The organism is Paenibacillus pinisoli, assembly GCF_003605435.1.
GTDB classification, from domain to species: domain Bacteria; phylum Bacillota; class Bacilli; order Paenibacillales; family Paenibacillaceae; genus Pristimantibacillus; species Pristimantibacillus pinisoli.
Genome location: NZ_QXQB01000005.1, coordinates 354,118 through 367,814 on the forward strand (window position 1 = coordinate 354,118; position 13,697 = coordinate 367,814).

At 57.7% G+C, this 13,697-nt stretch carries 11 protein-coding genes; all 11 read right to left on the minus strand.

Going from position 1 to position 13,697, the window contains the following annotated elements:
* Positions 1-8: 8 nt before the first annotated feature.
* Positions 9-254 (minus strand): RNA chaperone Hfq, encoded by a 246-nt coding sequence (gene hfq, locus D3P09_RS22630; protein WP_116044566.1) that lies wholly within the window; start codon positions 252-254, stop codon positions 9-11.
* Entirely contained in the window at positions 251-1,285 is a 1,035-nt protein-coding gene (miaA, locus tag D3P09_RS22635; protein ID WP_424452489.1) for a tRNA (adenosine(37)-N6)-dimethylallyltransferase MiaA, read from the minus strand. The genes hfq and miaA overlap by 4 nt, the downstream gene beginning before the upstream one ends.
* The gene (locus D3P09_RS22640) at positions 1,278-2,057 is read right to left on the minus strand and encodes a class I SAM-dependent methyltransferase (RefSeq protein WP_120113684.1); all 780 of its coding nucleotides are present in this window, start codon (positions 2,055-2,057) and stop codon (positions 1,278-1,280) included. Before D3P09_RS22640 ends, miaA begins: the two co-directional genes overlap by 8 nt.
* Positions 2,054-4,387 carry a DNA mismatch repair endonuclease MutL gene (gene mutL / locus D3P09_RS22645; protein ID WP_120113685.1) on the minus strand — a complete coding sequence of 778 codons (2,334 nt, stop codon included), beginning with the start codon at positions 4,385-4,387 and terminating at the stop codon, positions 2,054-2,056. The genes D3P09_RS22640 and mutL overlap by 4 nt, the downstream gene beginning before the upstream one ends.
* Before the next feature lie 40 nt (positions 4,388-4,427).
* On the minus strand, positions 4,428-7,124 hold the full coding sequence (gene mutS / locus D3P09_RS22650) for a DNA mismatch repair protein MutS (protein ID WP_120113686.1): 2,697 nt from the start codon (positions 7,122-7,124) through the stop codon (positions 4,428-4,430).
* 271 nt (positions 7,125-7,395) lie between these two features.
* Complete coding sequence (locus D3P09_RS22655) at positions 7,396-8,787, minus strand: putative amidoligase domain-containing protein (RefSeq protein WP_165867547.1); 1,392 nt, start codon at positions 8,785-8,787, stop codon at positions 7,396-7,398.
* 191 nt (positions 8,788-8,978) lie between these two features.
* The gene (locus D3P09_RS22660) at positions 8,979-9,548 is read right to left on the minus strand and encodes an outer spore coat protein CotE (RefSeq protein ID WP_120113688.1); all 570 of its coding nucleotides are present in this window, start codon (positions 9,546-9,548) and stop codon (positions 8,979-8,981) included.
* A 275-nt stretch (positions 9,549-9,823) separates the two neighbouring features.
* Positions 9,824-10,855, minus strand: coding sequence for an aromatic acid exporter family protein (locus D3P09_RS22665; RefSeq protein WP_243644401.1), 1,032 nt, complete (start codon positions 10,853-10,855; stop codon positions 9,824-9,826).
* Between the two features lies 1 nt (position 10,856).
* The gene (locus tag D3P09_RS22670; RefSeq protein WP_243644411.1) at positions 10,857-11,654 is read right to left on the minus strand and encodes an ABC transporter permease; all 798 of its coding nucleotides are present in this window, start codon (positions 11,652-11,654) and stop codon (positions 10,857-10,859) included.
* A gap of 91 nt (positions 11,655-11,745) precedes the next feature.
* Complete coding sequence (locus D3P09_RS22675) at positions 11,746-12,540, minus strand: ABC transporter ATP-binding protein (RefSeq protein WP_120113689.1); 795 nt, start codon at positions 12,538-12,540, stop codon at positions 11,746-11,748.
* A gap of 30 nt (positions 12,541-12,570) precedes the next feature.
* Positions 12,571-13,581 (minus strand): ABC transporter substrate-binding protein, encoded by a 1,011-nt coding sequence (locus D3P09_RS22680; protein WP_120113690.1) that lies wholly within the window; start codon positions 13,579-13,581, stop codon positions 12,571-12,573.
* Between the last annotated feature and the right edge of the window lie 116 nt (positions 13,582-13,697).

Here is a 13,697-nt window from a genome sequence, read left to right on the forward strand (position 1 = left end):
TCGCTAAACTAGCCCTCAGACGGGTTTTGTTCCTGCTGCATCAAAGAAACGTTCCGTTGCGGTACGAAGGTGGAAATTGCGTGCTTGTACACCATCTGCTGACGGCCTTCGCTATCAATGATGATCGTAAAATTATCAAAGGCTTTGATCACGCCCCGAATTTGAAAGCCATTCATCAAAAAAACGGTAACCGGAATGTTATCCTTTCGCAACTGGTTCAGGAACGTATCTTGAATATTGATTGATTTGTTCATTGGACGTTACCCCCGTCTAAAAAAGATTGATTAGAAGTATATTCAAGATGATCTTGAAACTTTCCTGCTATTATACCATGAATCGAACGCAAATTGTTGTGAAAATTTTCCCCCATATCGAACCAGCGGATATCTCCCATATGCCGGAACCACGACAATTGCCGCTTGGCAAACCTTCTCGTATCCCGTTTCAGCAGCTCTACTGCCGCTTCATAGCTGCACTCGCCGCGCAGGTACCGGGCAATTTCCTTGTACCCGAGCGCTTGCATCGGCACGGCATGCGGCGGCAGGTTGCGGGCAAGCAGGCGCTCTACCTCCTCCACCAGCCCTTCCTTCAGCATCTCGTCGATGCGAAGCTCGATTCGCCGGTACAGCTCCGCCCGGTCCATCGTCAGGCCGATCATAACCAGATTGTAAGGAGACTCCTTCTTCTGTCCCGCTTGCTGGTCGGTGAATGATTGGCCTGTTGTATGCTGCACCTCCAGCGCCCTTATCACGCGCCGCACATCGTTCTGATGCAGCCTCTCGGCAGCAACGGGATCTACTTCGGCAAGCTTCCGGTGAAGCGCCTCTGCTCCGTGCTCCTCGGAATAGGCTTCCATCTCCGCACGGAAGGCTTCGTCAGAGCCTCTTTCGGCGAACTGGTAGTTATAGCAGAGCGATTCCACATATAATCCTGTTCCGCCTACAACGAAGGGCAGCTTGCCTCTGGAGGCAATGTCGGCAATTGCACTTGCGGCCTCCGCTTGAAAGTCGGCGGCGGAATAAGCTTCCTCCGGTTCCCTTATATCAATAAGATGATGAGGCACGCCTTGGCGCTCATCCCCTTGAATTTTCGCAGTTCCGATATCCATCGTCCGGTATACTTGCATGGAGTCTCCGGATATAATCTCCGCATTCCAGGCTTGGGCGATGCTCAGGCTTAGCGCTGTCTTGCCGACAGCTGTCGGGCCGATCAGAACGAGCAGCGGCTGCTTTCCCGCATGATGACCGGCCGCTCCTTCCTCCGGTACTCCCGTAAAATCAGTCAATGGTAATCACTCCGTATGCTATTTTCGATGACTTGAACTCGCTGCGCGTAAATCCGAGACGCGAGAATTCGTCGCTGATTCCGTTTTCCTTCATAATGACCGTTTTCCTTGCCACACGCATCGCCTGCTCGACCACTTCATGGCCCAACTCATCCATATTGGCGAGCGAGCGGAATGCGCCGATAGCGGCAGACTCCATAATCGGCTGGCGAAACATGGGGTCGAAATAAACGATATCCGCGCTTTTATCCGGTTGTGAGGCCAAATATTCGGCATGATTGCCGCAGTGCATCTCAATACGCCGCATCGCCTCGTTCACATCCGGCAGCCCGGTATCATAATGCTTTAGACCTTCCCTTACTAACGCACAAAGCACTGGCTCGCTTTCGATCGCCGTAACTTCACCTGTATCGCCGGCCGCGTAAGCGAACACAAGCGCGTCGCCTGCCATGCCAGCCGTGCAATCGATAATGCGGTCCCCGGGCTTGCAGCGGGACAGCTCAACCAGCGGATCGCTTTCGCCCTTGCGCAGCCGTTTGGCCCGGATAAGCGCCATGCTGGGATGAAAGAACAACGGCGGCTCCTCCGGATGGCTGTAGAAGCGCGTCTCCGTGTCCGTGACAATAATGACGCGATTGTCGCCGCTAAGCTCCAGCAGCTTGCGCACTGACATGCCTTTGCGCGGCCTGGCAGCCGTCTTCAGCTCGGCGGCCAGCAGGCTGGCTTGCTCTACCGATCTCGATGTAGGCTTCGGCGCCGTCGTTATGATCATGACATCACCCGTTTGAACATTTTTTCCAGCTGATAAGTGGACAGATGAACGATAATCGGCCGTCCGTGCGGGCAAGTGTAAGGCTGTGAGCAGCGCGACAAGCGCGCCAGCAGCGCATCGCCCTCTTCCCTCGTCATCCGGTCATTGGCCTTGATGGAAGCCTTGCACGCGCACATGATCGCCGCCTTCTCTCTCAGCTTCGTCACGTTGATCGATTTGCGCTCCTCGATAAGCAGCTCGGCCATTTCCTCGATCAGCGACTGCTCCTCGCCCTTCGGCATCCATTCGGGATAAGCCCTTACAAGGAAGGTCTGCGCGCCGAACGGTTCGATCTCGACGCCCGCCTCGCGGAACAGCTCGGTCATCTCCCGCAGCTGCGAGGCGTCTCCAGGCGTAAATTCCAGCGTCAGCGGGACGAGCAGCCCTTGGCTTGCAGCAACAGGATTCCCAAATTTATGAAGGTAATACTCGTAATTAATCCTCTCATGCGCAGCATGCTGATCAATGAGATACAAGCCGTCATCCGCCTGCGCCACTATATAGGTGCCGTGATGCTGTCCGATCCAGTGCAGCTCTGGGAAGCTTGGATCTGTGCTTGCCGCATGATCTTCCAGACGGGCGCCTGCATTCGGGGCGGAATCGTCAGGTTCTGTTAGAAGGCTTGCAGATTGGGAATCCGTTATTCCGGCTGTATCATTCTCAGCGGCAGCGATCGGTTGGCTAGCATCGTTATCAGGCAAGGATGGCGCTTGCTTATCAACTGGAGCCTTATCCCGGTCTGCTTGCATGTTGTTCGCGGGGCTGTCATACGTCTGCGATGCCGCTTCCCTCCAAGCCCAGCCGTCACCGCGGGGATCAGCCGACGCGTTCGGCGGCGTGTACAGCCTCCGAGCCGCATCGCGCGGCACTTGCTCCCTGCCCTCCCCCTGGGATTGCCATGCAGGCCGATCTGGGCGGCCCTGCTGAGCAGAACGGCTGCTTGCCGTCCGGCTTCCGCCTCCGGCGGAGGACGAACCATAGGATGAGGAGGAGCCTCCATACGGCGAATTCGCAGAACGTTCCTGGCGCGAAGCATCTGCCGGCCGATCAGCCTGAGCTCTATCCATGCGTGTGTTGAAAGGCGTGAGACCCCGTGTCTCCGACGTTGCGGCTGATTCCGCAGCCGCTGCTGCTTCAGAGCGAGCCGTTTGCTGCTGAGCGGCTTCGCTCGCATGGGTCGTAGCCGAAGCCCCGTTCCCTTGCAGGGGCTCGCCTATGCGGTCCGCAATATGGAACGAGATTGCATCCTGCACATACAGCGGCTTGGAGCGGCTGCTTCCGGTCGAAGCGCCGGGTATGTACCGATGCGCGCCAAGCGCCGCCTTCACCGTCCGTTCGATAAGCGCGCGCAGCTCCGCCTCCTTGCTGAAGCGAACCTCCATCTTCGAGGGATGCACGTTCACATCAAGCAAGCCGGGGTGCATGCCCAGCTCCAATACAACTAACGGGAAGCGATTGATGGGCAGCAGTGTATGATAGGCTTGCAGCAGCGATTGGTTGACCGCATGGCTGCGGATATATCGGCCATTCACAACCGCTGTAATGCCGTTGCGGTTCGCCCGGGTCAGATCCGGCTTGGATATAAAACCGGTCAACTCATAATCGGGATCCGAGCCTGCAACCGGAAGCATCGCCTTCGCGGCGCTGGTGCCGTATATCGCGGCGATTACCTGCAGCCGGTCGCCGGTGCCCATCGTGCGGAGCAAGACGTTGCCGTTATGCTTCAGTGTAAAGGCAATGCCGGGATGCGCCAGCGCAAGCCGGTTGATGTAGTCGGAAATATGGCCCAGCTCCGTTTGGATGGATTTCATATACTTGAGTCTGGCCGGCGTATTGTAGAACAGGTCGCGCACGCTCATATCCGTTCCGCGCGGCGCACTCACCGGCTCGTCGGCTGTGACATTGCCGCCTTCGATGACCAGCTTGCGCGCAAGCCCGGTGTCGGCATTGGAAGAGATGCAAGTAAGCCTGGAGACCGCCGCGATACTGGGCAGCGCTTCTCCCCGAAAGCCCAGGCTGGCAATCCGGAACAGATCGCTGCTCGTGGAGATTTTGCTGGTCGCATGGCGCTGGAAAGCGGTGATGATATCGTCCGGCTCGATGCCGCCTCCGTTATCCTTCACCCTGACCAATGTCAGGCCGCCTTCCTCAATAGCGATGTCAATCTCCGTGCTGCCGGCGTCAATCGCATTCTCGACAAGCTCCTTCACAACGGAAGAGGGCCTCTCTACCACTTCGCCTGCGGCAATCTGATTCGCAAGCTGCTCGTCCAGCACCTTTATTTTCGACATGCCTTCACTCTCCTTCCGTCATGGCTGCCGCTTGCGGCCATTAATCCCGCAGCTTGGCCTTTCTGTCGTTCAGCCATTGCATCGCCATCATCGGCGTCATATTGAACAGATCCAGGTTGCGCAGCTCATCGGCCAGCTGCTCCGCCTTGGCCGAAGCCTTGCGCGCCTTCGGCGTCTCCGCCGCTGCCGCAGCTTCTTCGAACATGGACAGCTGTACGACTCCGGCACTCTTGTCCGGCGCCGATTCAGCAATGAGGGCAGGCTCCGCAGTCGCAGCATCGGGACTATAAGCCGCTGCCGCTTGTCTGACAGCTTCCCGCTGTACCCCGGCACCATGCGATGCGCGATTGCCGCCGTCCTCCGTCTCATCAAGCAGCTCGTATGCTCTGCCAATTATGGAATTGGGCAATCCCGCCAGCTGGGCGCAATAGATGCCGTAGCTGGTGCTGGCCGCTCCCGGAATCAGCTTGCGCAGGAAAGTCACGTCATCTCCGCTCTCCTCAACAGCCATTCGGACGTTCGAGAGCGACGGCAGCGAATCCTCCAAATGGGCAAGCTCATGGAAATGCGTGGAGACCAGCGCTTTGCAGCGGATATGGTCATGCACATATTCAATGACCGCTTGAGCGATGGCCATGCCCTCGCCTGTAGACGTGCCGCGGCCAAGCTCGTCAATAATGACCAGGCTCGCGGGGGTCGCTTTTTCGGTCATCGTCTGAATATCCTTCATCTCAACCATAAAGGTGCTTTGTCCGCCGATCAGATCATCCGCTGCTCCGATACGAGTGAAGATACGGTCGACGAGCGGCAGCACAGCCGACTTGGCCGGCACAAAGCAGCCGATCTGCGCCATAACGCTCATAAGAGCCGCTTGGCGCATGTACGTGCTCTTGCCTGCCATATTCGGGCCGGTAATGAGCAAGATGCGCTGCTCCTCCGCGCTCAGGCGCGTATCGTTGGCGATGAACGGCTCCCCGTCCATCATGGCTTCCACAACAGGATGCCGCCCTTCCGCAACGGCAATCTCGAAGCCCTCTGTCATGCCCGGCCGAATATAGCGGCGTTCCGCGCTGACCGTTGCGAACGACTGGTAAACATCCAGCTCCGCAATCATCCCCGCGGCGCGCTGCAGGCGGTGCAGATGCAGCGCGATATGGTCGCGCAGCTCCAGGAATCTTGCATACTCCAGATCTACCATCTTGTCTTCCGCTTCAAGGATAAGGCGTTCCTTCTCCTTCAGCTCCGGCGTCACAAAGCGCTCGGCGTTGGCGAGCGTCTGCTTCCGCTCATAACGGCCTTCCGGCAGCATGGAGAGATTCGCTTTGGACACCTCCAGGAAGTAGCCGAATACTTTGTTGTAGCCGATCTTCAGCGACTTGATGCCCGTTGATTCGCGCTCTGTACGCTCCAGCTCGGCAAGCCATTTCTTCCCGTTCGTGCTTGCTTCGCGAAGCTGGTCAAGATACTCATCGTAGCCTGCGCGAATGAGTCCGCCCTCCCGAATGGACACAGGAGGCTCTTCGACGATAACCGTCTCGATCATATCCGCAAGATCGGCGCAGTCGTCCGCATCCTGCACAAGCTCCTGCAGCACGGACGAGCCCGAAGCGGCGCAGAGCGCGGTCAGCGCCGGAATGCGGCGCAGCGAGCTCTTTAGCGCATTCAGGTCACGGCCGTTCGCATTGCCGTAGGCGACGCGCCCCACCAGCCGCTCCAGATCGTAGATCGGCGACAGCTCGGCGCGAAGGTCCTCGCGCAGGATCAGATCGCGGTAGAGCGTCTCCACCACATCAAGACGGCGGTCGATCGCGTTCTTGCTGAGCAGCGGCTTGTCGATCCAGCGCCGCAGCAGCCTGGCGCCCATCGAAGTGCCTGTCCGGTCCAGCAGCCACAGCAGCGAGCCCTTCTTGCTGCGGTCGCGAACCGTCTCGGTCAGCTCCAGATTGCGCCTTGTATAATGGTCCAGAATCATAAATTGATTCGGCTCATAGGATTTGATTGTCGTCACATGGCCCAGCGACCGCTTCTGCGTCTCCTCCAGATAGCCGGTCAGAACGCTGACCGCCTTGAGACGCGCCTCTTGCAGGCCGGCAAGCTGCGCTTCCCCGAACTGGGCCGCCACGCGCTCGCGGGCTGCTGGCATACGCTCCGTCAGCGGTATCTGGCGTCCCCACGCGGCGTCGCCGGACAGCTGCCGGATCAGCGCTTCGTCGCCGACCACCTCGGACGGCATATAGACGTTCAATTCGTCAATCATCGAAGCCGGAGAGTCCCGGAACGAGGTGACATAGAGCTCGCCCGTCGACAGATCGCAAGCCGCGACGCCGAGCATCCCGCTGGCGGAAGCGACCGAGGCGATAAAGTTGTTCGACTTGCCTTCCAGCGACTTGGCCTCCATGACCGTGCCCGGCGTGACGATCCGGACGATCTCGCGGCGCACGACACCTTTGGCCGCGGACGGATCCTCTACCTGCTCGCAGATCGCTACCTTATAACCCTTCTCGATCAGGCGGTTGATATAGTTCTCGGCGGAATGATAGGGAACTCCGCACATCGGAATTTTGCCATTGCCGCCGCCTTCCCGGCCTGTGAGCGTAATCTCCAGCTCGCGCGAGGCGTTGATGGCATCGTCAAAAAACATTTCATAGAAATCGCCCAGACGGAAAAACAGGAAAGCGTCCTTCGCCTCCTCCTTCACGGACAAATATTGCTGAATCATCGGAGTATAACCGGCCATTTCTTCGTTCCTCCCGGGTATGTACTTGATCATAAATGCGTGTATGCGTGAAGACCGCCGCCGCGAATCCGGCGGCTTGAGTCCTGTAATGCGGTCTGATCAGACAGGTTGTCCTAATGGCAAAGTATCACCTTAGTCACAGGGTGAGACGCTGTGGAAACTCCCATTTGGCCTCAAGCCATCTCTTCATTATACCAATCGGAAGGAGTCTAGGCTATAACCCGCAGGCAGGAACTGGCGAACAATGTCGGTTTGCGGCGCTGTTCGCCGCTCATTGAACAGGAACGGGAATGCGCCATTTTGCCCGGATGTCCTTGCCCTCGTCCCAAGTCTTCCCTTGCCGCGCAGACTCGAACAAGGGCTCGATATAGCGGGCCAGCGGCTCATAGCTTTCAGTAGCGGATACAGCGGCCGCGACCGCGTCCAGACAGCCGGCCAGCTCTGTGCGGTCGCCGGCGTAATACGCCTCCTCGTAGCGCTCCTCCTGCGCCGGCAGTCTCGGGATGCGGAGCGCCTCGCGCGCGCACAGCAGCGCAAGCGCGAACGCAGCCTTCGCCGCGGCAGGAGACACAAGCCAGCTCGGCAGCGTGCGGTACTCGAACCCGCCATGCGGCTGCGGGCGGAAGTCTCCGAGCGCGCCATAGCGGGGACGGCGGCCCCGGCCGGCGGGGTCCTCCACCAGCGCGAGCGGATATGCCGCGCAGCTGTCAAGCAGGCGGAGCAAGCGGCCGGTCAGCGGCGCTCCGCTAATATGGATATGCCCGCCGAGCGCCAGACCCCGCAAGGGCATCGCCCCGGCGGCCCAGCGCAGCTCGGGGTCGCCGATCTTGGCAGCGGCGCGCGCCAGCAGCCGCCGCACATTCGCAGCGAGCGCGGCGGGCGTCTCCGCCGGCTCGGGCCGCAGCTCGGCGACGGGATAGAGCAGCCGCCGCCCGATATACATCGCGTCGGCGCCGGCTGCGCCCCTTGCGCCTTCGCCAAAAAAACGCGAAGCCGGAGCCAGCTTGCCCGCCGGCGTCAGCAGCGCGAATTCGGGATCGGCGCCGATCAAGATCCGCCTCTCCGCCATACCGGCTGTCTCGGCGGCATACTTCGCCGCGAACCGCCTTGCCAGCTCCGCTCCTTGCAGCGTATCTGCCGCAAGCGGCCATGCCGCCACAATCGACGCGCGCCCTGTGTCGCTCAGCGAGACCTCGGCTTCGCCGATCTCCAGCCCGAGCGCATAGAGCGCCCTTACCGCCGCTCTCGCCACACGGCTCAGCGGAGGCGCATCCGGCCAACCCTCGGCGGCGATCGACTGAGAGCGCCCTCCTGCGAGCCGGTGGATCGCAAAAGGCTCCAGGTTGACGACGGTCACGCGGTACACTCTCGTATCCGCTTCTCCTTCTTCCTTGGGGCTCAAGCCCGCCCGTCTCCATATCCGGCTGCGCTCTGACGGGCTCATGACGGCAGCGTGCGCCGCTCCCGCGTTCACCACCCATATGCCGTCATAAGCGTCAGGCGAAATTGCCTTTCGGGGCGATGAAGCAATGACGGCATCGCCCGCCTGCAAAGCTATTTCTGAAGCTGCGACAATTGCCGCTGCCTCGCCATCCTGCTGTCCTGCGGGCTGTACGCCGGCAAGAGCGCTGTCATCTCCTCTCCATAGCCATGTGGAAGCCATCGCCACCGCCTCTTTTCCCCTCAAGCTAAGTATGAAGCCTTCCGCAAGCCCGCCCATCGCTGTCCGCCTGCCCGTCTCCAAGCCAAAAAAAAGGGCTCTGCTCAAAAAAAAGGAGGGCTTTCGCCCTCGAATCTGCCGCATATTCGGCATATACTGCGTTATCCGCTCCAAGCGCGGAACGATCCATTCCCTTACAGCTCGTCGTCCAGCAGGTCGGCGTCCAGATCCTCGTAGTCGCCATCGTCATCGCCGAGGCTGAAATCCAGATCCTTGTCGTCCAGGTCGTCGCAACCGCCTGGAACAACCGCTACGCATACCTTCGTCTCGGCGATCATCTCAACCGCGAACTCGCGCTCTACACGAACAATAACGTTTTGTCCGCTCGACGAGATATTCGCTTCGATACAATTAGGCTCCTGGAGCACTTCCGCAGACACTTCCTCCGTGGAAACCCTATGTTTAGGATCTACATACGAGAGCGGTACATTTTCGACGAATTGTACGGATTCTTTGGCTACATCTGTTTGCGAGTTCTTGTTGTACGAATACCAAATGTTGATATCGTAAGTACCGATCACCTCAATACCGTCGCCCGAACGAACCGCTTCATACTGATGGTTGATGATCCATGCGCCCAAAATGCTGGTCGGATGGTGAGGCGGTGTAACGGTATGGGTTACAGTGGAAAACTTACGACCTTTGCCGCAGACAGCTTTAGTAATAATTTCTCTGCACTGTAGCTGTTTATCTGCAATAGTCATTGATTTAACCTCCTCCATACAATCATTCAATTAAAGTGTATGCAGGTCATAGGCGTTTGTTGATTAAACGAGTCTAAACAACGAAATTTATTTTACATGCCTCCTGCGGCAAAGCGCCATTCCCCGCAGGAAACGAAAGCAAGGCCGTCGGTAACATTCCTTCTGGTACATCTATATTCATCCATCGGCTGAAATATGAAAAAACCTCAAGCGCGGCCGTTCAAAGCCGAGCGATTCGGATGCTTTACAAATGATATTGTAATGAAATAAGCGGCTCAATTCGAGCCGCTTTTCCTCTTTTCCCCAGCCTCAGCTGCGGGCTTTTTCTTCATCCGCTTCGCTACAGCCAAGTAACGGTCAACCTCATGCAGCAGCGTCAGAAGCGCAGCCCGAATCTCGAATTCCTCTCTCGTCTTCGGCAGCTCCATCTCCCGGAACGAGCGCATCAGCTCGAATACCATCTCTTCTGCCTTGCCCTGATAGACTTCCGACTTGACGTCTCCGGCAAGCCGCTCCAGCAGCTCGGCGATCAGCTCGCCCTGCGGCCATTTCTCATACACGAGCGACAGCTCCGCCAGCATCTGCTGGATGGAATAAAGCTGCTGCCTGCGCATCTCGAAGTATCCCGGCCAGTAGGTTGAAGGCTCCTGATACCATAGCCTGTTCTCCGAATTGCGGAGGGAACGCCTTGCACCGTCTTCTATAATGCGGTGAGCCTCCAGCAGCTCCGAGCCGTTCCATAGATGCGACGGATTGCGCAGCGTCGCCGCCATCTCCCGGAAGATTGTGCTGAGCGCATGCTCCAGCTCCGAGCGTACCGCAAGCAATTCCTTCTCATCCTTGGGCATATAAATGAAATTGATCGCAGTCGCCCACCCGAGGCCGACGAACAACAGTAGAATCTCATTGCCGAGGAAGGACGGCGTAACTTGTCCATGCGTGAACAAATGAAAGACGATAACCGCGCTCGTAATGATGCCGTCCTTCAATTGGAACCTGGACAGGATCGGGAACGAAACGAGAATATAGATCGCCACAGCCCAATAGTGGAAGCCGAATACCGAGAAGATCAGCGAAGCGAAAAAAAGACCCAGCACCGAGGCGACGAACCGGGCAGAAGCGCTCTTAAGCCCCTTCTTCCGCGTCACCTCAACGCCGAGTATAGCCAGCATGCCGGCCGATAATGCCGGCTCCAGTCCCAAATAATAAGCTGTATAGATGGCGGCGATCGCCGCAATTGCCGTCTTAATGACTCTAATGCCCATGAAGATGCCCTCTAATCCGGTAAAATAATGTCCTCCCATCATCCTACCGTTCCCGCCAGCCCTCCGTCAACCGCTTCTCCAGCGCCGCGACCAGCTGATACATAATCGTGGCGACAATCCCGATAACGACAAGGCTGGAGAGGACAAGCGTAAAGTTGAACACTTGGAATCCGTATATAATCTGGTAGCCAAGGCCGATTCTCGCCACCAGGAATTCTCCGACGATTACGCCGACCCAGGCCAGCCCTACATTCACCTTGAGCGTAGCGATAATGACTGGAAACGAGCCGGGCAGGATGACCAGCCGGAACAGCTGGAGCCGGGACGCTCCGAACAAACGGACGACTTTAATGTAACCGGAATCGATCTCCCTGAACCGGTTGTATATATTAATGGTCGTAATAATGACCGTAACGGATAGCGTGATCGCCACAATCGACATGAATCCCGGTCCCAGACCTACGATAAAGATCGGCCCGAGCGCTACCTTAGGCATGCTGTTGAGAACGACAAGATAGGGATCCAGCACCCGGGAGAGGAACGGGAACCACCATAGCAGCGCCGCAATCACAGTGCCCAGGATGGTGCCAAGCGCAAAGCCGACAACAGTCTCTGTCACGGTCGCCCCTACATGGGGCCACAGAGATCCGTCGGTTGCCGTCCGGACGATTTGCTCCAGCAGCTTGCTGGGATAGCTGAACAAGAGAGGATCGATCCACTTGTTCCTTCCCGCAGCCTCCCACAGTCCGATGAATAGCACCAGCAAGGCAAGCTGCGTTGTGCCTACCGCCCAGGACAAGGACCTGGACTTGCGTTTGTGCCTGGAGTACAGGTTATTCATCAGAGCGGCCCGGTCTTCCTTTACCCCGGACAGCTCCAGCTGCCCTGCGGACATATCCGTACGTTCATTGGACTTCTTTCCAGAATGACTGTCACTCATGGCTGTCACCTCCTGGCTCGACCGCATCCAGCTCCGCCCACAGCTCCTCGAATAGCGGCTGGAAGCCCGGCAGCTTGCGGGCCGTCATTGGGTCTGCGTCTCTTATCTCCGCCGGAACGGTAATTTCCTTGCGGATATGTCCCGGATTGCGGCCAAGCACGATGACCCTGTCACTCATCGCGGCAGCTTCAGCCAAGTCGTGCGTGACAAGCACTGCCGTTTTGCCCAGCTTTCTCAGCGTCTGTACGACCAGATCCTCAAGCTGGAGCTTAATATGCAGATCCAGCGCCGAGAACGGCTCATCGAGGAGCAGCACCTCCGGCTCCGTAACCAGCGTGCGTGCCAGCGCTACCCGCTGGCGCATGCCGCCGGACAGCTCATGGGGATAACGATGCCCGGCATCGTCCAGCCCAAGCTCAGCAAGCCAGCCGTCAACCGCAGCCATCGTTGTGCGGTTCTTGGTTCCGTTAATCTCCAGCCCAATTGCGGCATTGTCCCTGATCGACCGCCATGGAAACAGAAAGTCCTGCTGCAGCATATAACCAACCTTGGGGGAAGGACCGCTTACCCGCTCCCCTCCAAGCCATACATTCCCCATCGTTGGCGGGAACAGTCCCGCCAGCAGGCTTAGCAGCGTCGTCTTGCCGCAGCCGCTGGGTCCGACCAGACTGACGAACTCTCCTTGCGCCACGGAGAGATCGATGCCTTCTACGGCAAGCGACGCCCCTTTGTCATTCACATACACATGAGAGAGCCGCTGCAGCGCCAGCGCCGGAGTTTCCTTCATTCCATCGCCCCCTCGCATTTTTTGAATCATCTACTTCACCGATGCGATAGCTTCCTTGGCAAACTCAGTATTCACCAGAACGCTATGTTCAGGACGCTGATCCAGCTCTCCTGCGGATGTAATGACATCGAGCAAATTGTTCCATTCCGCTTCATCGACAATCGGATCAGAAGCGAATGAGCCCTGCTGTTTGTAGCGGTCAATCGAGCTGATCAGAATGTCGCGGTCCACATTCTCAAAGTACGGCAGCACAACATCGGCAATCTCTTCCGCGCTATGGTCCGCTACCCAGTTCTGCGCTTTGTAGACGGCATTCGTGAACGCCTGAACATCCTTTTTGTTCTTCTCGATAAAACTTCCTTTTGTCATGAACACTGTATAAGGCAATAGTCCGCTCTCTGTACCGAAGGATGCCGCGACGTGCCCTCTGCCTTCCTTCTCGAAGATCGATGCCGTCGGCTCGAACAATTGCACATAGTCTCCCGTGCCCGAAGAGAAGGCAGCCGGAATGTTAGCAAAGTCGACATTCTGGATCAGCTCCAGATCATGATGCGGATCGATGCCATGCTTCTTCATGGCGAATTCCCCTGCCATCTGAGGCATGCCGCCGACTCTTTGGCCCAAGAATACGCTTCCCTTCAGCGAGTCCCAGTCGAAATTGTCGATTTTCTCGCGTGCGACCAGGAAGGTTCCGTCCGTCTGCGTCAGCTGCGCGAAGTTGATGACCGGATCATCGGCGCCTTGCTGATACACGTAAATCGACGTTTCAGAGCCAACCAGCGCGACATCGATGACGTTCGAGAGCAGCGCTGTCATCGTCTTGTCGCCGCCCGGCGTTGTCGTCAGCTCAATCTTCAGGCCCTCCTCCTCGAAGAAGCCTTTTTCAATCGCTACGTATTGGGGCGCGTAGAAGAGCGACCTTGTCACCTCTCCGATCCGGATGAGCTTTTTATCCGAATCTCCCTTGCCGCAGCCGGCTAGCGCCGCGGTTGCTGCCAGCATCATAACCAGCAGCAGCGTGCCATATGCACGTTTGCCCATAACTATACCTCCCGCCAAATAAACAAAAAATAGATGTACCACAGCCTATGCGGGAGTCTCCGGCCCTGTGATAGCAAGCTTGACACGAACGCAAAAAAGCCGGTCCGCTCCCGTCT

Excerpts from the sequence above, each read along its gene's own strand:
- D3P09_RS22655 (WP_165867547.1), bottom strand. The coding sequence starts at position 8,787 with ATGGCTTCCACATGGCTATGGAGAGGAGATGACAGCGCTCTTGCCGGC.
- D3P09_RS22680 (WP_120113690.1), bottom strand. The coding sequence starts at position 13,581 with ATGGGCAAACGTGCATATGGCACGCTGCTGCTGGTTATGATGCTGGCA.
- D3P09_RS22670 (WP_243644411.1), bottom strand. The coding sequence starts at position 11,654 with ATGAATAACCTGTACTCCAGGCACAAACGCAAGTCCAGGTCCTTGTCC.
- mutL (WP_120113685.1), bottom strand. The coding sequence starts at position 4,387 with ATGTCGAAAATAAAGGTGCTGGACGAGCAGCTTGCGAATCAGATTGCC.
- hfq (WP_116044566.1), bottom strand. The coding sequence starts at position 254 with ATGAACAAATCAATCAATATTCAAGATACGTTCCTGAACCAGTTGCGA.
- D3P09_RS22675 (WP_120113689.1), bottom strand. The coding sequence starts at position 12,540 with ATGAAGGAAACTCCGGCGCTGGCGCTGCAGCGGCTCTCTCATGTGTAT.
- D3P09_RS22665 (WP_243644401.1), bottom strand. The coding sequence starts at position 10,855 with ATGATGGGAGGACATTATTTTACCGGATTAGAGGGCATCTTCATGGGC.
- D3P09_RS22660 (WP_120113688.1), bottom strand. The coding sequence starts at position 9,548 with ATGACTATTGCAGATAAACAGCTACAGTGCAGAGAAATTATTACTAAA.
- D3P09_RS22640 (WP_120113684.1), bottom strand. The coding sequence starts at position 2,057 with ATGATCATAACGACGGCGCCGAAGCCTACATCGAGATCGGTAGAGCAA.
- mutS (WP_120113686.1), bottom strand. The coding sequence starts at position 7,124 with ATGGCCGGTTATACTCCGATGATTCAGCAATATTTGTCCGTGAAGGAG.